This is a genomic window from Gaetbulibacter jejuensis (assembly GCF_039524015.1).
Lineage (GTDB): Bacteria > Bacteroidota > Bacteroidia > Flavobacteriales > Flavobacteriaceae > Gaetbulibacter_B > Gaetbulibacter_B jejuensis.
The window spans coordinates 1,383,865-1,402,668 of record NZ_BAAAGF010000001.1 but is presented as its reverse complement, the minus strand read 5'-3'; the positions used below and the strand labels follow the sequence as shown (position 1 = coordinate 1,402,668).

The 18,804-nt window shown below is 32.4% G+C and carries 24 protein-coding genes and 1 tRNA gene; 19 read left to right on the top strand and 6 right to left on the bottom strand.

Annotation, left to right across the window (positions count from 1 at the left end):
- The 4 genes from ABD011_RS06245 (at position 1) to ABD011_RS06230 (ending at position 4,199) form a co-directional block, all read left to right on the top strand.
- Positions 1-1,002, top strand: a complete 1,002-nt coding sequence (locus ABD011_RS06245) for a transglutaminase domain-containing protein (RefSeq protein WP_343796675.1) — start codon at positions 1-3, stop codon at positions 1,000-1,002.
- A gap of 69 nt (positions 1,003-1,071) precedes the next feature.
- A complete protein-coding gene (locus tag ABD011_RS06240) occupies positions 1,072-2,736 on the top strand; it encodes a serine hydrolase (protein ID WP_343796673.1) in 1,665 nt (554 codons plus the stop codon).
- Between the two features lie 69 nt (positions 2,737-2,805).
- Positions 2,806-3,720: a bestrophin family protein gene (locus ABD011_RS06235; protein WP_131505750.1), complete on the top strand. Its 915-nt coding sequence runs from the start codon at positions 2,806-2,808 to the stop codon at positions 3,718-3,720.
- Positions 3,721-3,722: 2 nt separating this feature from the next.
- The gene (locus ABD011_RS06230) at positions 3,723-4,199 is read left to right on the top strand and encodes a nucleoside deaminase (protein WP_343796671.1); all 477 of its coding nucleotides are present in this window, start codon (positions 3,723-3,725) and stop codon (positions 4,197-4,199) included.
- Here the strand turns inward: ABD011_RS06230 and ABD011_RS06225 are convergent.
- Together ABD011_RS06225 and ABD011_RS06220 are read right to left on the bottom strand one after the other, a co-directional pair.
- Positions 4,196-4,612, bottom strand: coding sequence for a hypothetical protein (locus ABD011_RS06225; RefSeq protein WP_343796669.1), 417 nt, complete (start codon positions 4,610-4,612; stop codon positions 4,196-4,198). The genes ABD011_RS06230 and ABD011_RS06225 overlap by 4 nt on opposite strands.
- Entirely contained in the window at positions 4,593-5,258 is a 666-nt protein-coding gene (locus ABD011_RS06220) for an RNA polymerase sigma factor (protein WP_343796667.1), read from the bottom strand. The genes ABD011_RS06225 and ABD011_RS06220 overlap by 20 nt, the downstream gene beginning before the upstream one ends.
- Before the next feature lie 63 nt (positions 5,259-5,321).
- Here ABD011_RS06220 and ABD011_RS06215 point away from each other — a divergent pair, with 63 nt between their 5' ends.
- The 7 genes from ABD011_RS06215 (at position 5,322) to ABD011_RS06185 (ending at position 10,536) form a co-directional block, all read left to right on the top strand.
- Positions 5,322-5,669: a DUF6249 domain-containing protein gene (locus tag ABD011_RS06215; protein WP_131505753.1), complete on the top strand. Its 348-nt coding sequence runs from the start codon at positions 5,322-5,324 to the stop codon at positions 5,667-5,669.
- A 116-nt stretch (positions 5,670-5,785) separates the two neighbouring features.
- Positions 5,786-7,579, top strand: a complete 1,794-nt coding sequence (locus ABD011_RS06210; protein ID WP_343796664.1) for a DUF885 domain-containing protein — start codon at positions 5,786-5,788, stop codon at positions 7,577-7,579.
- A gap of 1 nt (position 7,580) precedes the next feature.
- On the top strand, positions 7,581-8,567 hold the full coding sequence (locus ABD011_RS06205; RefSeq protein ID WP_343796662.1) for a peptidase associated/transthyretin-like domain-containing protein: 987 nt from the start codon (positions 7,581-7,583) through the stop codon (positions 8,565-8,567).
- Positions 8,560-8,913: a DoxX family protein gene (locus tag ABD011_RS06200; RefSeq protein WP_343796660.1), complete on the top strand. Its 354-nt coding sequence runs from the start codon at positions 8,560-8,562 to the stop codon at positions 8,911-8,913. The genes ABD011_RS06205 and ABD011_RS06200 overlap by 8 nt, the downstream gene beginning before the upstream one ends.
- A 70-nt stretch (positions 8,914-8,983) precedes the next feature.
- On the top strand, positions 8,984-9,322 hold the full coding sequence (locus tag ABD011_RS06195; protein ID WP_343796658.1) for a hypothetical protein: 339 nt from the start codon (positions 8,984-8,986) through the stop codon (positions 9,320-9,322).
- An 81-nt stretch (positions 9,323-9,403) separates the two neighbouring features.
- Positions 9,404-9,931, top strand: coding sequence for an OmpA family protein (locus ABD011_RS06190; RefSeq protein WP_335974327.1), 528 nt, complete (start codon positions 9,404-9,406; stop codon positions 9,929-9,931).
- A 56-nt stretch (positions 9,932-9,987) separates the two neighbouring features.
- The gene (locus ABD011_RS06185) at positions 9,988-10,536 is read left to right on the top strand and encodes a DUF7010 family protein (RefSeq protein ID WP_343796655.1); all 549 of its coding nucleotides are present in this window, start codon (positions 9,988-9,990) and stop codon (positions 10,534-10,536) included.
- 12 nt (positions 10,537-10,548) lie between these two features.
- Here the strand turns inward: ABD011_RS06185 and ABD011_RS06180 are convergent, their stop codons facing one another.
- A complete protein-coding gene (locus tag ABD011_RS06180; protein WP_343796653.1) occupies positions 10,549-11,229 on the bottom strand; it encodes a M15 family metallopeptidase in 681 nt (226 codons plus the stop codon).
- 33 nt (positions 11,230-11,262) lie between these two features.
- On the opposite strand from ABD011_RS06180, the gene ABD011_RS06175 reads away from it, so the two are divergent.
- The 8 genes from ABD011_RS06175 (at position 11,263) to ABD011_RS06140 (ending at position 17,256) form a co-directional block, all read left to right on the top strand.
- The gene (locus tag ABD011_RS06175) at positions 11,263-11,862 is read left to right on the top strand and encodes an alpha-ketoglutarate-dependent dioxygenase AlkB family protein (protein ID WP_343796651.1); all 600 of its coding nucleotides are present in this window, start codon (positions 11,263-11,265) and stop codon (positions 11,860-11,862) included.
- A gap of 374 nt (positions 11,863-12,236) precedes the next feature.
- A complete protein-coding gene (locus ABD011_RS06170) occupies positions 12,237-13,163 on the top strand; it encodes an alpha/beta hydrolase (protein ID WP_343796649.1) in 927 nt (308 codons plus the stop codon).
- Positions 13,164-13,406: 243 nt separating this feature from the next.
- On the top strand, positions 13,407-14,267 hold the full coding sequence (locus tag ABD011_RS06165) for an SPFH domain-containing protein (protein WP_131505761.1): 861 nt from the start codon (positions 13,407-13,409) through the stop codon (positions 14,265-14,267).
- Positions 14,268-14,271: 4 nt separating this feature from the next.
- On the top strand, positions 14,272-14,439 hold the full coding sequence (locus ABD011_RS06160; protein WP_129759039.1) for a DUF4177 domain-containing protein: 168 nt from the start codon (positions 14,272-14,274) through the stop codon (positions 14,437-14,439).
- Positions 14,439-14,948 carry a hypothetical protein gene (locus ABD011_RS06155; protein ID WP_343796646.1) on the top strand — a complete coding sequence of 170 codons (510 nt, stop codon included), beginning with the start codon at positions 14,439-14,441 and terminating at the stop codon, positions 14,946-14,948. Before ABD011_RS06160 ends, ABD011_RS06155 begins: the two co-directional genes overlap by 1 nt.
- On the top strand, positions 14,941-15,120 hold the full coding sequence (locus ABD011_RS06150; RefSeq protein ID WP_129759040.1) for a type II toxin-antitoxin system antitoxin: 180 nt from the start codon (positions 14,941-14,943) through the stop codon (positions 15,118-15,120). The genes ABD011_RS06155 and ABD011_RS06150 overlap by 8 nt, the downstream gene beginning before the upstream one ends.
- Before the next feature lie 58 nt (positions 15,121-15,178).
- Positions 15,179-16,510, top strand: a complete 1,332-nt coding sequence (locus tag ABD011_RS06145) for a DUF819 family protein (protein ID WP_343796644.1) — start codon at positions 15,179-15,181, stop codon at positions 16,508-16,510.
- A 23-nt stretch (positions 16,511-16,533) separates the two neighbouring features.
- Positions 16,534-17,256 carry a DUF4369 domain-containing protein gene (locus ABD011_RS06140; RefSeq protein WP_129759042.1) on the top strand — a complete coding sequence of 241 codons (723 nt, stop codon included), beginning with the start codon at positions 16,534-16,536 and terminating at the stop codon, positions 17,254-17,256.
- A gap of 147 nt (positions 17,257-17,403) precedes the next feature.
- Here ABD011_RS06140 and ABD011_RS06135 read toward each other — a convergent pair.
- The 3 genes from ABD011_RS06135 to ABD011_RS06125 all read right to left on the bottom strand — a co-directional run bounded on the left by ABD011_RS06135 (position 17,404) and on the right by ABD011_RS06125 (position 18,801).
- Positions 17,404-17,477 (bottom strand) — tRNA-Thr (locus tag ABD011_RS06135).
- 56 nt (positions 17,478-17,533) lie between these two features.
- A complete protein-coding gene (locus ABD011_RS06130) occupies positions 17,534-17,803 on the bottom strand; it encodes a hypothetical protein (RefSeq protein ID WP_129759043.1) in 270 nt (89 codons plus the stop codon).
- 26 nt (positions 17,804-17,829) lie between these two features.
- The gene (locus ABD011_RS06125; protein ID WP_129759044.1) at positions 17,830-18,801 is read right to left on the bottom strand and encodes a type I phosphomannose isomerase catalytic subunit; all 972 of its coding nucleotides are present in this window, start codon (positions 18,799-18,801) and stop codon (positions 17,830-17,832) included.
- Between the last annotated feature and the right edge of the window lie 3 nt (positions 18,802-18,804).

Genomic DNA, 18,804 nt, shown 5'->3' with positions numbered 1-18,804 from the left:
ATGAGAAAAACACTCGTTATAATAACCTTTAGTATTGTAAGCTTTTCAGTAGCGCAAGTATCGGATTTTAACACTGTCGATTTTACACGTGCAGATAATATTGTGAAATTAAATGAAGGAGAAGATCTTGACAACCTTCCTGTACTTGCGCATAAGCTTACCGCTAATCTTAAAACTGATGTTGAAAAATTTAGGGCTATTTACCTTTGGGTATGCCAAAATATTACAGCAGATCCTGGTCAAGACAATAAGGTTTTTAAACATAAAAGAAAGCTAGCACATGACTCTGTAGCTTATTTAAAATGGAATAATGAGTTTAAGGTTAAAGCCTTTAAAAAACTACTTAAACGCAAAAAAACCATGTGTACAGGTTATGCTTATTTAGTAAAAGAACTTTGCTTTTTAGCTGACATTGAATGCGTGATTGTTGATGGTTACGGAAGATCAGTTTCTGCCAATGTTGAAGCTTTAGACTTTGCTAACCATTCTTGGAATGCCGTAAAACTAAATAATAAATGGTACTTGTGCGATGCCACTTGGTCTAGCGGATTTACTTTAAACACGAGTTTTATTAAAGATTATAATGATGGCTATTTTTTAACAGACCCTATTCTTTTTGCCAAAAATCATTTTCCGTTGGATAAAAAATGGTTTTTAAATGATTCGTTAGCAAATACCAAATTTACACCTCAAGCTATCGTGTATGGTGAAACGTTTGAGCACAAAATTATTCCTACGTATCCAAAAACACTTAATGTGACCACTAAAAAAGACGAAGCATTACATTTTAGTTTTAAGACATTAGTATCCAATCCTCAAAACCGAGTAGAGCTTGTGCAATTTGTTGGCTCAAAGGAACACTCATTTAAAATCGAAGACTTACAAAAAACCAATACTAGCATTTCATTCAACAATACCTTTAAACACAAAGGTTATCATGATGTGCATATAAAAGTTAATAATGATATTGTTGCAACATACACAGTAAAGGTTATTAAGTAAAACTGTAACTAAAAAACTATTTGGTCGTCTTATAATAAACTGTAAATTATCACTTTAAAAAACCGACCAATGATTTCACAACGTTTCGCCTTAGCAATATGTTTTTTAGTTAGCATGTTGCTTCCTGTACCACATTTATTTTCTCAAGAGAATATTGAACCTAAAATTGATGTCTTAGCATCTGAGGCATACAAAACTGATGAACCTGGAGTTTCAATTTTAGTCACCAAAAATGGTAAAGTCATTTATCAAAAAGCTTTTGGTAAGGCAAGTCTTGAATTAGATGTGCCAATGACGCCAAATCATGTTTTTGAAATTGGTTCAATTACCAAACAGTTTACAGCAATTGCTATTTTAATGCTACAAGAGCAAGGTAAACTAAAGGTTAATGACAACATTACTAAATACATACCTGATTACCCAACTAAAGGCAAAACAATAACCATTCATAATTTATTAAACCATACTAGTGGCATTAAAAGTTATACAAACATTCCTAGTTTTAGGCAATTTGCAGCTAAAGACATGAGTCCTAAAGAACTTATAGATGTTTTTAAGGATGAGCCTATGGATTTTAATCCTGGAGAGCAATACAGCTATAACAATTCAGGATATATTCTTTTAGGATACATCATCGAAGTTGTTTCAGGAATGACTTACGAAGACTTTGTTGAAAAGAATATTTTTGAAAAAATAGGTATGACAAATTCCTATTACGGAAGTAAAAAAGAGTTAATTAAAAACAGAGCTTTAGGATATCAAGAAGGTGAAAATGGTTATGAAAACGCAGATTATCTAAGTATGACATTACCTTATGCTGCTGGATCATTAATGTCTACAACCAATGATTTACTTAAATGGCAAAATGCCCTAAACAATTATACATTTATTACTAAAGATAGTTATGAAACAGCCATTCATGGTTCTACACTCAACAATGGCGAGCATATTCCTTATGGTTATGGCTTAGGTGAAAACACTATTAGTGGTTCTCCAAGCATTCAACATGGAGGAGGAATTTTTGGATATACCACTATGGGTATTTACTTACCTGAAGAAGATATTTTCGTTTCTGCATTAAGCAACTGCAACTGTAAAAATGTAACCGATTTAGCGACTAGAATTGCAGCTATTGCCATTGGAAAACCTATACCATCAAAAGCTGATGCAATTACCTTGTCTGAAAATGAATTAAACACTTGGGTTGGTGCTTATGAATTTGATGGTAACATCATAAGACACATTACTGTTGAAAACGGAAAGATTTATAGTTTACGAGAAGGCAGTGTTAAACTTGAAATTTTCCCGTTATCAAAAACACATTTCTTTTTTGAATCTGGTACAACTGCTTACAAGTTTTCCAAAGATGATAATGGTAAGAAACAAGTTATTATGATTAATGGTAACAACGAAACTTTAGGTCATGAAACTGATAAAGCTCCACCAGCCGAAAAAGAAAGCATCACTGTTTCACAAGACATCCTAAATACGTACGTTGGTAAATATGAATTACAACCAGAATTTATAATAACCATAACAACCAATAACGAAGGACAATTATTTGCAGAGGCAACAGGTCAACCAAAGTTTGAAGTTTTTGCTGAAGCTAAAGATCGCTTCTTCCTAAAAGTTGTTGCTGCTAGTATTAGTTTTAATGTTGATGATAAAGGAGTAGTTACAGGTTTAACATTGCATCAAAATGGTGCAAATATGCCAGCTAAAAAAGTGGAGTAATTAAGCGTTGTCTTTCATTTTGGCATTTTATAAAAAAGCACGACCTTCGTCCGGTAGAAAAAACTACTTATGCTTATTTCAAAAACTGTAAGAATTACTAGAATTATTTCTGGTACTTGGAAGCACTTTGTGTTTAATATTATCATTTGTGTTGCCACTTATTTAGTGTACCATTTTTTATTTCATGATCGTATTGAAGTACCTATGCTTTTACCTAGCATTTTAGGTACAGCACTTTCATTTTTTATTGGTTTTAAAAACAATCAGGCTTATGATAGATGGTGGGAAGCCAGAAAAATTTGGGGTGAATTGGTAAACGATTCTAGAACTTGGACAAGAAACATTTTAAGCTACGTAAACCCTAACGAATCCATCAACGGAAACGAGTTAAACAAAATAAAGCGACAAGCTGTTCATAATCATATTGCATTTGTATATGCACTTAAAAAAGGACTTCGCTCATCTGCTGACATGGAATATCGCAACTATCTTACCAGTAAAGATGTTGAAGCAGTAGAGTTGGAAAGTAATGTACCCAATGCTATTTTAAACCTTCAAACCAACCTATTAGAATCTCTTTATAAAAATGGTCTGGTAGATGGTTTTAAATTTATGCAACTTAACCAAACACTTACTAAGTTTTGTGACGAAATGGGAAAATCTGAACGTATTTCAAACACAGTATTTCCTACAAGCTATAACTATTACACAAAACTTTTCATTTGGATTTTTATAGTTTGTGCTACTCTTGTTGCGGCTTCAAGTATTGGACCTTGGTCAATTGTTTTAGGAATATCAATTGGATATGTATTCTTAACTACTTATAAAATTGGATATTCACTCCTAAACCCTTTTGAAGACATTACTTCAGGAATTCCTTTAAATCAAATTTCAAGAACTATAGAAATCAATTTACTACAGGCTTTAGGAGAAAAAGACATACCAGAACCTGTACAAGCTGTTGATAACGAATACATAATGTAACTATGACAGAACAAGATAAACTTTTTATGAAACGTGCCATTGCTATGGCAGATAAAGGCATGAGCTCAAACGCAGGAGGTCCTTTTGGTTGTGTTATTGTAAAAGACGGAACCATCATTGCCGAAGGTCATAACTGTGTTACGTCAACCAACGACCCAACAGCACATGCCGAAGTTGTTGCCATTCGTAAAGCTTGTGAAGCTCTAGGCAGTTTTCAATTAGACGATTGTATTGTTTACACCTCTTGCGAACCTTGTCCTATGTGTTTAGGTGCCATTTATTGGGCTAGACCTAAAAAAGTATATTATGCTTGTAACAAAGTAGATGCTGCTAATATAGGTTTTGACGACCAATTTATATACGAAGAAATTGACAAACCTATAACAGTTAGAAGTATTCCTTTTGAGCAAATGCTACAAGACGAAGGTGTTACCGTTTTTAATAAATGGGCTGGTAAAGGTGATAAAACCGAATACTAAACGCTTAGTCGTTTATCAAAATAGTTTTTCAACCAAGATATTTGAACACATAGCATAATTGCAAACAGTAACATGGCGTAAACAAAAATATTTGAAAACTGTAAGTTAGAAAACAGTTTTGTAAGCGCATTGTCAAAAACTAACGAGAAGTCAATATTAGTTAACCATTCGCTAGTAGTTGTAGTATTGTTTTGAAAGAGCAAATACGCAACAAACGATAGAAACCCAATAGATATAACAACCCAAACAGGTTTTGAAATCAAAGGTTTATATCTTGTCGCTTTTGAATACTGAATAGCCTCTACTTGCGACATTACAGCATCTGTAAAATCAAATGAAGGCGACTCTAGTTTTGTATCTTTTAAAACCTTGTCAGTAAACGCTTCAACATATTTATTTTCGTTCTCTTTCATAAGATTCAATTAATTCGGGTTCTAATTTCTGTTTTAAAATTGTCATTAGTTTTTTTCTACTTCTAAACAATTTTACTTTTACATTATTTACTGTTAAACCAACTACTTTCGAAATATCTTCGATAGATTGTTCTTCAAAGTAATACAATGTCAATAAAAACGCATCATCATTTGGCAACATTTGTATACACTCTTGTATGGTTTGCCTTCGTTCTGCTTCAACTAAGTTTTCAAAAGCATTATCAATGGTTTTTACCTCATGCTCAGTAAACTCATTAATAGCAACAATATTATATTGTACTTTTTGCTTTTTCAACCTATCTAAGCAATTGTTGTAAGCAACTCTATAAATCCAAGTAGACAGCTTTGAGTCTCCTTTAAATTTATGTAAGGACTTAAATACTTTTATAAAAGTATCTTGAGAAACCTCTTCGGCCTCTTCCCTATGCTTTAACATTCGCAACGCCAACGTAAATACCAAGTCCTTGTACTGATTTACCAAAACAGCAAAAGCTTTGGTATCTCCAGCAAGTATTTGATTGATGATGTGTTGGTCGTTGTTGGTTGTCATTTTTGCATTGGACGACAAATCCGAACCAAAGGTTACAGTATAAATTGAAAAATATTTTGGAAAAGTTGTAACCATAATTCAATTCATATCGTCATAAGCTATGAACACTTAAAAATAATCAATTAAAAACAAACCGTTATGGGATCAGAATTTGTAATTATGCCGTTAATGATTGCGGCCGTTTTTGGAATCTTTTATCTTTATTTTTCAACAAGAAACAAAGAGCGTTTAGCGCTTATTGAAAAAGGAGCAGATGCAAGCATTTTTGTAAAAGGAAGACAACAAGCAGCACCAATTTGGAAAGTTTTAATTTTAAACTTAGCCTTATTATTAATGGGCATTGGTCTTGGTTCTTTTATTGCTTTACTTTTAGAAACCTACACAAGCATTAATGATGGAGGTATTTATCCTGCTTGTATTTTTACAATGGCTGGTTTAGGGCTTTTTGCAGGGTTTAATATGACTAAAAAATTAGACAAAGAATAAAACATTAAAATTACCAACCAAAAACTTAAAACTACTGTTCAATATTGAGCAGTAGTTTTTTTTATGATTGAATATTAGATTATGTATCTTTAAGGTTTAATTCAAAAATTCAATCAATGAAAAAAATTCTAGCACTTAGCTGTTTAATTCTAAGTTTTATTGCCTGTAAAGAGGATACTAAAAGTAACCAAACCAATAAAGACGTTGATATTGTAAACAATGAAGCTTTTGATAAAGTTTTAAAACTTTATCATGAAGATGGACTTAAACTTTACCCTTTAAATGCAACCTCAGCTGGTGACAATAGATATAATGATAAGCTACCAAATACCTTATCAAATCAGTTTGAATCTGATGAAAAAGCCTATTACAGTAATTACAAATCTCAAGTTAGTGCTTTTAATAATGATAGTTTATCTGAGAGTCAGCGATTAAGTAAAGCCATTTTAATTTGGGAATGTGACACCAATTTAGAGCGTTTTGAATTTAATGAAGATTTAATGCCTATCAATCAGTTTTGGGCACAACACCTAATTATTGGTCAGTTGGCTAGCGGTTCATCTTCGCAACCATTTAAAACAGTTGAAGATTATAACAACTGGTTAAGTCGTTTAGACGGTTACTTACAATGGATGAATTCTGCTGAAGAAAAAATGAAAGAAGGTGTTAAAGCAGGTTATGTGTTGCCAAAATCTTTAATCAAAAAGGTATTACCTCAACTTGAGGCTTCAACCACAACCAATCTTGATGAGCATTTATTTTACGCTCCTGTAAAGAATTTACCTGATACGTTTTCTGATGACGATAAGTCTAAAATAACCGAAGCTTACAAAGACATGGTTTTAAACAAAGTTGTGCCTGCCTATAAAAAACTTCACGCTTACATGAGTACAGATTACTTAGCGGCTGGTAAAACTGAAAGTGGCATTTCTGCTACACCTAATGGTAATGAGTATTATCAGCATTTAATAAAACGCTACACTACTACAAACATGACTGCTGATGAAATCCACCAACTAGGTCTTAGTGAGGTAAAGCGTATACTTTCTGAAATGGAAAAAGTAAAGGAACAAGTAGGTTTTGAAGGTGATATTATTGCATTTTTTGACTATGTAAGAACCAATAAAGAGCTTATGCCTTACAAAACTGCTGAAGAAGTTATTGCGCACTTCAACAGAATACATGAGACTATGCAACCTCAATTGGATAAACTCTTTAATGTAAAACCAAGAACACCTTTTGAAGTAAGACGCACTGAAGCTTTCAGGGAAGCATCAGCAAGTGCTGAGTACAACCCAGGATCGTTAGATGGTACTCGACCAGGTATTTTTTATGTTCCTGTGCCAAATGCCGAAAATTATAATAACTTCTCTGACGAGTCTTTATTTTTACACGAAGCTATTCCAGGGCATCATTATCAAATTTCATTACAGCAAGAAAACAAAGAATTACCAGACTTTAGAAAAACATTGTATTACAGTGCTTATGGAGAAGGTTGGGCTTTATATACTGAATCATTAGGAAAAGAACTTGGATTATACACAAATCCTTATCAATATTTTGGAATGTTAAGTGCTGAAATGCACAGAGCCATTAGACTGGTTGTTGATACAGGAATTCATACCAAAGGATGGACAAGAGAGCAAGCCATAAAATATTCATTAAAAAATGAAGCTGAAACTGAAGCAAGTATCACTGCCGAAATTGAGCGTTATATGGCTATTCCTGGTCAAGCTTTATCTTATAAAATTGGTCAGTTAAAAATTAAAGAATTACGTGCTAAAGCTGAAAAAGAACTTGGTGATGCTTTTAATATTGCTGAGTTTCATAATCAAATTTTAGAATCAGGAAACATGCCTTTAGCATTGTTAGAAGACAAAATAAACGCTTGGATAGCCAATAAAAAATAAGGTGTTTAAAACACAGCAACTCATACTATATTTAGGTATTCTTTATTCTGGTTTTGCAGTATCGCAAACCAGAATAAAGGATGCACAAAGCAAAATACCTGTTGCATATGCAACCGTATCTTTTGGCAATGGACATGGTATTTTTGCCGATGATGAAGGTATGTTTGTTTTTAGTAAAAAATTATATCCAGATGTTGACTCGCTGTTTATTTCGGCATTAGGTTACAAAGATGTTTCAATTGCAGCAAGCAACCTCTCGGAGACTATTAATTTAGAACCATACATTGACCAATTGGATGAAGTAGTCATTAATGTAACCATCAACAGAAAGTTTAAGGAAGAAACGCTTAAACCGTATTTGGATGACGATTATTACAAGTGCTGGTTACCAACAATAGAATCGGAAATTGCTGTGTTTTTTAACAATACCGATTCGCAACTCAAACAAATAAGCACTGTTCATTTTCCTATTACTTTAGAGTCTAAAGATTGGAAAAAACGCAAACGTTCCAATTCCAACAAACGTGAATTCTCAACACTTTTTAAAGTAAAGTTTTACAAGAACAATAATGGTTTTCCTGGAGAGGTTCTAACTTATGACAACATTGTTTTTGTAGCTACAGAAAAACATGGTGATGCATACGAACTGGATGTTTCCAAACACAATTTGTTCATTCCTAAAAATGGTTTTTTTGTTTCTATACAGGTTTTAGGTTACACTGATAAAACAGGAAAATTACTTCCTAATAAAAAATACAAGGAAATAAAAACAGCAAGAGGCATTGTAAAAATCCCAACTAATTTTAGACCACTTTTCCCATTTACTGATGAAATTGAAGCACACAACACCTATATAAAACGTGTGTTTTTAGATAATAATAAGTGGGTACAATTCAAAAAAGGAAGTGGTATTGAATCTAGTTTATTAAAGTCAGACCTTACCAATTATGGTGTAGGACTCACTTATAAAGTATTTAAAGATGAATAACCCTTGGCACCTACACCTTATGGCTGCAATTTATGTTTTTGCAGGCATTATGCATTTTATAAAACCTAAAATGTATATGCGTATTATGCCTAGATATTTACCAAACCATAAATTACTGGTGCTTTTAAGTGGTATTGCAGAAATTGCTCTAGGTATTGCCTTATGTATTCCTGTTTTAAAAACTAGTGCTATATATGGTATTATAGCAATGTTAGTAGTGTTTTTACTAGTACATTTTTATATGTTATCTGGTGAAAAAGCAAGTGCTGGCATCCCGAAATGGATTTTAATACTACGTATTCCTTTACAATTTGTATTAATGTATTGGGCTTGGTCATATTTGTAATTGATTATTACTATTTTAGAGTTGTAGTATACTACTTAGTACTATCTACCAGAAAAATTGAATGCAAAAAATGATTGATTTAAAAAAACTTTCAATTTATTATAAATACAATGGAAATCCTACCAATCCTAAACTTTATAATGAGCGGACCGAAAAGTGGCTAAATAAAGAAATCTCTTCGGATGAGTTTATGACCATAGATAAAATAGACCAAAATTTTGTATGTATAAAGAGTGGTGGCTTTTCTGCGAAAATGGTGGAAGAAATGGAGTTGGAATTATCGCAACTAAAGAAACTTGTTTCGGACGAAGCATATGAATATTTACGTCTTGGTAAAAAGCCAAAAAAATTGGAAAAGCCAAAATCATCTTGGATAAATAGGTTAGTAGATAAAATAGTTAATAAATAGAAACCTGTAATGTAATCTACTGACTAAAAAATAACCTAAACCACTAAAACTGACAACTACACAAAACCTTAGTACGTAATTATGAAAAATGGCTTGTATTTTGTTATTTCACTTCTATTACTTACTTCTTGCGGAGCAATAAAATACAATTGTGCAGATTTAGAATCTATAGAAAAAATACCAACTGAAACTCTTATTAAAACTTCTGACTCAATTTCTAAACTGTGGAATCTCGCCTGGAAAGAAAAAGAAGAAATGGAAAAGATTGGGTTAACAGTTGATTACAGTTTTGTGAATCCTGTCTACTTTGAGCAAAACTGTAATTCGACAACTGAATTAAAAGAAGCTTATCATATTATTAGTACAATGATTAAATATCGTATGATTAAAGTGCGAATAGTTGGAAATTCCGATTCTGTTGAGATTGAAAACAAACCAAAATTATCGCTCGAACGTGCTGAATTTATAAAAGCAATTTTTATGAAAAATGGAGTTGAAAAAAATCGAATAGAAATACTCGATGCTAAATTTGATAGACCCAATGGTCCAAAACTAAAAAATGGGAATAAAGAAAATAGACGTGTAGATTTTGAAATTATTGCAGATTAAAAATAAAACTCATCTTGATAGCTTTTAAAAATAAAACGACCTACTAAACTAAAAAAATGGAACCAACCAAAAGAACACTTGAAGCGCAACGTACTGAATTTAAAAACGGTAAGTTTATAGCAACTCCACTTGCAGGATTGATAGCTTGGTTACTAGTTGGAATTTCAGGTCTTACATTATCAGCGCAAACCACTGTTTGGGTATTATTTATTGCAACAGGTAGCATTGTATATTTAGGCATATTTATTTCAAAGTTTACAGGTGAAAACTTTCTGGATAAACAAAAACAGAAAAATGAGTTTGATAAACTGTTCTTTTTTACTGTTGCTCAAGCAGTGTTAGTTTATGCTATTGCTATTCCCTTTTTTCTTATTGATTATACTTCTTTACCACTTACTGTTGGTATTTTAACAGGATTAATGTGGCTTCCTTTTTCATGGATTATCAATCATTGGGTTGGTGTTTTTCATTCGACAACAAGAACTGTTGTAGTTTTAGCATTATGGTATTTATTACCAGAACATAGGTTTGTTGCTATTCCTTTTGCAATTGTAATAATCTATATTATTACGCTAATAATTTTAAAAAACAGGAAGAGAGCATGAAGCCATTAACCGCTACTCCACCTCAAAATCGAAATAAGTATCAGGAAATGGCTCCCAACGCAGTGTAAAGTGCCACCATTCTTTTGAGTAATTTCTAAAATTATGTTTTAGCATAACCTGTTGTAGCAGCTGTCGGTTGGCTTTCTGTTCTTCGGTTATACCTTCATAACTCACCCAAGACTGTTGTCCAAAAAAATCAAATGGACTTCCCATATCCAATGGCTCATTGGTATTACCATCAATAATAGTTAAATCAACAGTGCTTCCTCTACTATGACCTGATCGTGTGGCAATATATTCTTCTCTAAACAAAAAGCGTTTTTCAACTTCAGGATAAAACTCTTGCTTGTTTATAGTATCATTTAAGTCTTTTGCCCAACGCATAAAATGGTTTACTGCGCGTTGTGGCCTATAACCGTCATATACTCTCAAACAAAGGTTTTGCTGTTGTAATTCATCTTGTACTTTTTTCAAAGCTTCGGCAGACTGCTTGGTTAAAATAAGTGTATTGGCTTTGTAACCTACTATGGTATCTCCAACAAAATTATGCGTACTATAGTAACGAAGTTCAACATCAATATCTGGTATAATTGTTTTTACATACACAAAACCTTCAGGCAAATTGGTAGTATCTTGTTCGGTAAAACCAAAAGATATGAGCAATAGAAGGCAAATGATAATTTTGTTTTTCATAATGTATAAGCTAATTTAGAAAAAATTTAGGCTATGACTTTGTTTTTAAACGAAAAAACAACCTTTCAGCTTCCAAATGCTGAACTTATTTATATTCCTAATTTTTATAACAACTCTCAAGCCGACCAGTATTTTAGCAGACTAAGAAAAACCATATCATGGCAGCAAGATGATATTAAGGTTTTTGGCAAAACCTACAAACAACCAAGGCTAACAGCATTGTATGCCAACAATAACAAACCCTATGCTTACTCTAACATAACAATGACTCCTCTACCTTTTACTGATGAGTTAAAACGGATTAAAACTGATGTAGAGAAAACTGCTGAACATCAATTTACATCTGTACTTTTAAACTTATACCGAAATGGTAACGACAGTAATGGTTGGCATGCTGATAATGAAAAAGAATTAGGTAAAAACCCAGTAATTGCTTCATTGAGTTTTGGAGCTCCAAGAGCTTTTCATTTTAAACACAGACAGCTAAAAGACGAAAAACACAAGCTTATTTTAGAACATGGTAGTTTGCTAATAATGAAAGGAGAAATGCAACACTATTGGCTACACCAAATTCCGAAGACCAAAAAAATTATTGGAGAACGCATCAACTTAACATTTAGAACTATAGTATAGCTATAAAAAGAAAAAACCGAGATCCCTCAATCTCGGTTTTCCTAATTTGCTTTTTATTACGGTTGTAGATTTAGGGTCTCTAAGCCAACAACATAATGCAAATATTAATTAATTAATCCATTGAACTAAAAACTAAATTTTAGTACACTTCAAATGTAGAATTATATTTTAAAAAATCTGTTTAAATACATATTAAATCGATGAAATGCATTAAATTTTAACATTTAACGATAAAATAATACGTTTTACCGATAAAATACACTTTAAAAACTTCTGTTTAAGTTCTAATATTTTAAATAATTTGTCGTTATACAATCAAACAAATATTGATTTTCTATACTTTTGAAACAGACTTGACAAGATTGGAAAACACAATGAAACACTATATAAATTTTGCAATTGTATTGCTTTTGTTTTCATCAAAAGGATTTTCACAAAATTTTACTGCAAGAGAGATTGCAGTAAATACTCTTATTGAAGGGACTTTACTAGTTCCAAACGCTGTTGAGCAACCTGCATTGGCGATTATTATAGCAGGATCTGGACCTGTTGACCGAAATGGTAATCAAAACTTTGCAAGAAATAACAGTCTTAAAAAACTTGCTGAAGGCTTAACCAATAATGGTATTGCAACCTTTAGGTATGACAAGCGTACTATAAAATTGATAGCAACAGGAAAGTTGGATAACACTATAATGTTTGACGATTTTATAACTGATGCCATTGAGGTAGTAAACTATTTTAAATCTCAAAACACCTATTCAAAAATTTATATAATTGGTCATAGTCAAGGCAGTTTAATAGGAATGATTGCTGCAGAAAAAGATGTTGATGGGTTTATTTCCATAGCTGGAGCGAGTCAAACCATCGATAAAGTCATCATTAAACAAGTAGAGCAAACTGCTCCAGCTTATTTAGAAGACACCAAGAAAATATTTTCGGTATTGCAAGAAGGTAAAACAACCAGCAACTATCCTCCTGTTTTGTCTTCTTTTTTGGGTAAAGACATACAACCATTTATGATAAACTGGATGCAATACAATCCGCAAGACATTTTAAAATCCCTACAAATACCTATACTCATTGTAAATGGTACTAACGACTTGCAAGTTGGTGTTGAAGATGCTAACCGACTAAAAGACTCAAACCCTAGTGCTGAGTTGAAGCTAATAGATAAAATGAACCATGTTCTTTTTAGTATTGAAGGTGATGACTTGGTCAATTTTAAATCGTATAACGAATCACATCATAAAGTAACACCAGAGCTTATTGATACCATTTCTAGTTTTATAACAAAGTAATTTCAACATTTTACTACAAACAAAAAAGCACCTGAAACCAGGTGCTTTTCTTATTAACTAACCAACCAAATGTAATATTTAACTCGCTTCTAAAGCTATTAATCAATTACACTTATTTAAATACAATAGTCGTGCCAAAAATTATTTTTTTTGGCTTCTGTAACAAAAATTAATTTTTGCATACTAATGAGATAAGTTATATCTTTATAATATCATTTTAATATCATTTTAAATTAATCAATCATGAAAGAAGAGAAAATTATCGTTCCAGCTAATGGCTATTTAATGTTATTCCTTTTTTTAGTACTATTCTTTGGAAGCATTGCTCTAATATTTATTACAGAAACAGGATGGTCAGCTTTTGGTATTGTTGCTGCATTAATCTTAGCTTTTGGGTTTCTTATGGTACAACCTAATGGCTCTAGAGTTTTATTACTTTTTGGTAAATATGTAGGAACCGTAAAAAAGAATGGCTTCTATTGGGTAAACCCTTTTTACTCCAAAAAGAAGATTTCTTTAAGAGCAAGTAACTTTGATAGCGAACGTTTAAAAGTGAACGACAAGCTAGGAAACCCTGTTATGATCAGTACAATTTTAGTTTGGAGAGTACAAAACACTTACAAAGCGGCCTTTGATGTAGATAATTATGAAAATTTTGTACGTGTACAAACTGATGCTGCTGTTCGTAAACTAGCAAGTATGTACCCTTACGACAATTTTGCCGATGAAGGTCACGACGAAGACATCACACTTCGCTCTAGTGTAAATGAAGTAAGCAACGCTCTTGAAAAAGAAATTGACGAGCGACTATCCATTGCAGGAATTGAAGTATTGGAAGCTAGAATTGGTTACCTAGCGTATGCACAAGAAATTGCAAACGCAATGCTTAAGCGTCAACAAGCCACTGCTATTGTTGCTGCACGACATAAAATTGTTGAAGGCGCAGTTAGTATGGTTGAAATGGCTCTGGATGAATTAAACAAAAAAGAAATTGTTGAGTTAGACGACGAGCGCAAAGCAGCAATGGTAAGTAACCTTATGGTTATATTATGTGGAGACAAAGAAGCTTCGCCAGTTGTAAATGCAGGAACTTTAAGTCATTAAGATTATGAAAGAATACAAAGTCATAAAACCAAAATTAGGATGGAGAAATCCAACCGAAAAACTTGAGGAAATCTTAAACAAGTATGCAAAAGAAGGTTGGCGTGTCACAACTATTACACCCAATCAACACATTATTTCATTTATAGTTTTTGAACGCGATAAAAATAGATAATGAGAGTTTTTAAAGAAGAACAACGATTTAATCAATTATGGTTAATTGCACTTATAGCAATAAGTGCAATTATTCCTATTATATTGGTATGCGTTGAATATTTTAAAAATCAAAACTCCATTTCAACTCTAGAACTTATTTTAATAATTCTACTTCTGATATTTTTCTCAGGACTCATATTTATATTTAAACTCTCCACTAAAATTGACGAATTAGGAATTCATTATAAATTCTTTCCGTTGCATTTAAAATACAATACCATTTCTTGGAAATCTATAAACAACGCCTATATTAGAACTTACGAACCCATTTCAGAATATGGTGGTTGGGGAATAAAAGGTGGTTGGAATAAATCTAAAGGAAAAGCTATTAATGTTTCAGGAACTATTGGTATTCAACTAGAGTTAGCCAATGGAAAAAAACTACTCATAGGTACAAAAAAGCAAATAGAAGCTGAAAACACCATAACATATTACAAAACACAGTTAAACCATAGTAACAATGTCTAAAAAGAAAGCCTTTGCTCTAAGAATAAATGAAGATATGCTCAAAGCAATTGAAAAATGGGCTTCAGACGAATTTAGAAGTACCAATGGTCAAATTGAGTGGATGCTCATGCAGTACCTTAAAGAAAAAAACAGACAACCAAAACCTAAAAAAAATAACGAGAGCGACACTTAACAATGTCGCTTTTTTATGCGCTTTTATTTTGGTATTTTGCGCCTTTAAATTTTAGTTTATGGACACAACGCAATTAACCGAAGTAAAACCTTTATTTACCCAAGATACTATAGTATTTGGGTTGTTAATGCTAGCATTAGGTTTTGTTTTTTATACTTCTACAAGCGAAAATAGTTTTTGGAAAAAATTCTACAAATACATACCTGCATTATTAATGGCATATATGCTGCCTGCAGCTTTAACTACTTTTGGGATAATTGCTCCAGAATGGGGATTTGAAAACGCCGAAGGCTCATTAGTAGAAGTAACAGGTAAATCTCAAGCCTATTACATTGCAAGTAGATTTATGCTTCCTGCTGCTTTGGTACTTATGACTATTAGTATCGACCTAAAAGCTGTATTTAACCTTGGTTGGAAAGCACTAGCTATGTTTGGAACAGGTACGTTAGGAATCATAATTGGCGGACCTATTGCTGTATTTTTAATTGCATTAGTATCTCCTGAAACTGTTGGTGGAGCTGGTCCTGACGCTGTTTGGAGAGGTCTTTCTACTTTAGCAGGAAGTTGGATTGGTGGAGGTGCTAATCAAGCTGCTATGTTAGAAATTTATGAATACAATACAGCAAATTATGCAGGAATGGTAATTGTTGATATTGTTGTTGCTAATATATGGATGGCTATCCTTTTATTAGGAATTGGTAAACAAGAAAAAATTGATAAATGGCTGAAAGCTGATAACAGTTCTATTGAAACCCTTAAAGAAAAAGTATCTAGTTATGCTGCTAGTATTTCTAGAAACCCAACATTAGCCGATTTTATGGTGATTTTAGGCATTGCTTTTACTGTTGTAGGAATTGCTCATTTTGGCGCTAATGAAATTTCTGATTTTTTAGTAGCTAACTTCGATGCAGTAAGCGACAAGAAATCTGCTTGGTCTTCGTTTGGATCTCAATTTTTCTGGATGATTACAATAGCTACTATTTTAGGAATCATCTTATCCTTTACCAAGTTGAAAAAATATGAAGGTGCAGGAGCTAGTAAAATTGGTAGTGTATTTATTTATATTCTTGTTGCCTCTATTGGTATGAAAATGGACCTTACTAAAATAGTTGACAATCCAGGGCTAATTGTGGTTGGTTTAGTTTGGATGGCAATACACGTTGCTTTACTATTTTTAGTAGCAAAACTAATTAGAGCACCATATTTCTTCTTAGCTGTGGGTAGTAAAGCAAATATTGGTGGTGCTGCCTCTGCTCCTGTGGTTGCTGCAGCCTTTCATCCATCGCTTGCAACTGTAGGTGTTATTCTAGCAGTATTTGGATATGTTGTTGGAACCTATGGTGCTATGCTTACTGCTGAACTTATGAGAATAGTTGCTCCTATAACTTAATTAATGATTTTTTAAATTTTAATATGACAAAACACTTTAAACTTTTTAGCCTTTTAGTAATAGCTTTACTAATTATTTCTTGTGGAGAAGATAAAAAAGACACAAACTTCACTTTAAAAGGCCATGTAACAGGATTAAAAAAAGGTACTGTTTATTTACAAAAGCAACAAGATAGCTTAATGGTAACACTAGATTCCTTAGCTATTAATGGCAATTCTGAGTTTGAATTACACAGCGACTTAGAAGAACCTGAAGTTTTGTTTTTAACCTTAGACAAAAACGACAATGACGAAGGCGTTATTGCTTTCTTTGCAGATAAAGGTGTTACTGAAATAAGTTCTACACTTAAAAACTTTAATTATGATGCTCAAATAAAAGGTTCTGAACAACAAAAACGATTAGACGAATACATAATGATGATGTCTCGTTTTAATGACAAAAATCTTGACCTTATAAAAGAAAACTTTGAAGCTAAAAAAGAAAACGATACCACTAGTTTCGATTTTGACAAAGAATACAATAGCCTTTTAAAACGTAAATACCTTTACACAATAAATTTTGCTGTAAACAATAAAAACAGTGAAGTTGCTCCTTATTTAGCGTTAAGCGAAATACCAAATACTACGGTAAAGTATTTAGAAACCATATACGATTCGCTTGATGAAAATATCAAAAACTCTAAGTACGGTAAGCAATTAAAAGAAACTATTGAGCAACGGAAATCTGACGAAGAAAACATTGAATAAAATAAATCCCAAACATTACGTTTGGGATTTTTTTTGAGCCGATAGAGGGACTCCCTTCGACTTCGCTCAGGATAAACTTCTCATCCCTATTTAATAGTTTTAAATAAAAAAACTCTAACTGTTTTACAGTTAGAGTTTAATATTAAGAGCCGATAGAGGGACTCGAACCCACGACCTGCTGATTACAAATCAGCTGCTCTAGCCAGCTGAGCTATATCGGCGAAACAGGATGCAAATATAATCGCGAAAATTATATTTGCAAACATTTTTTTCTGTTTTAGCTTAGTTTATTAATTTTTTCGATTAAAGCTCTTCCTTTATCTTCCAACTCTTGGTTGATAGATTTAAAATGTGCTTTCTTATCTTCTACTTTTTTATCGTTCACCTTTGCTATTAAAGAATCAAAAGTTTCTATAGCTTCATCAATAATTGCTTCGCTTTTTTTAGTGTCTTTATCAGTGTTGTTGTATTCCCATACATAAACAGCTTCAATAATATCACCTAAAACGTAATTAATGTCTTTTTTAAGGTTTCTAACGTTTGCCATAATTATAAATTTTTATTGTCGCAAAATTAAACATAAACTTCCAATAGCTTCGCATTTTCCGAAGTTATTTCATAATTCTTTACTGCTGCAGGAAGTAGTATTGTTTCTCCTTTTTTAATAGTTTCAGTTCCACTATCTGTAGTTATTTGTGCTTCTCCTTCAACACACATGTAAATCAAAAATGAATCGTGATTATTTTCTTTTTTAAGTGTACTATCAACATCTAAATAACTTGTAGTAAAATATGGGCAACTAACCATTTTATTAGACTGATTTTTAGCTTTTTCATAACTAACTCTAAAATTATCTTCCATTTCAAAGTCAATAGCATCAATGGCTAAATCGTTGTGAAGTTCTCTTTCGTTTCCTTCATCATCTACTCTATCCCAATCGTAAACTCTATAAGTAATATCGCTGGTTTGTTGTATTTCAGCAACCACTACTCCTGCTCCAATAGCGTGCACACGACCAACTTCTATAAAATAAGTATCACCTACTTTAACTTTATCAAAATTTAAAATTTCTGTAAGTGTTTTATTTTCTAAATGTGATAAATAGGTTTCAGCATCCATTTTTTGGTTAAACCCAACTATTAAATTCGAACCTTCATCGGCTTGCATTACATACCACATTTCGGTTTTCCCAAATGAATTGTGTCGCTTTGCAGCCAATTCATCATTAGGGTGTAATTGAATAGATAAATCTTGTTTTGCATCGATAAACTTGATAAGTAACGGAAACTTATTGCCAAAAACTCTATAGTTTTGAAGTCCTATTAAATCTTCTTTATAGGTTTCTTGTATTTGCTTTAAGGTTTGACCTTTTAATGCTCCATTTGCAACTACAGATGTATCACCTTCTACATCACTAATTTCCCAGCTTTCTCCAATATTTGGTAAATCTGAAGTCTTATTTAATAGCGTTTTTAGTTTTTGTCCACCCCAAATTTTATCTTTTAAAATAGGTGTGAATTTTATAGGATAAAGAATATTTTTCATTTG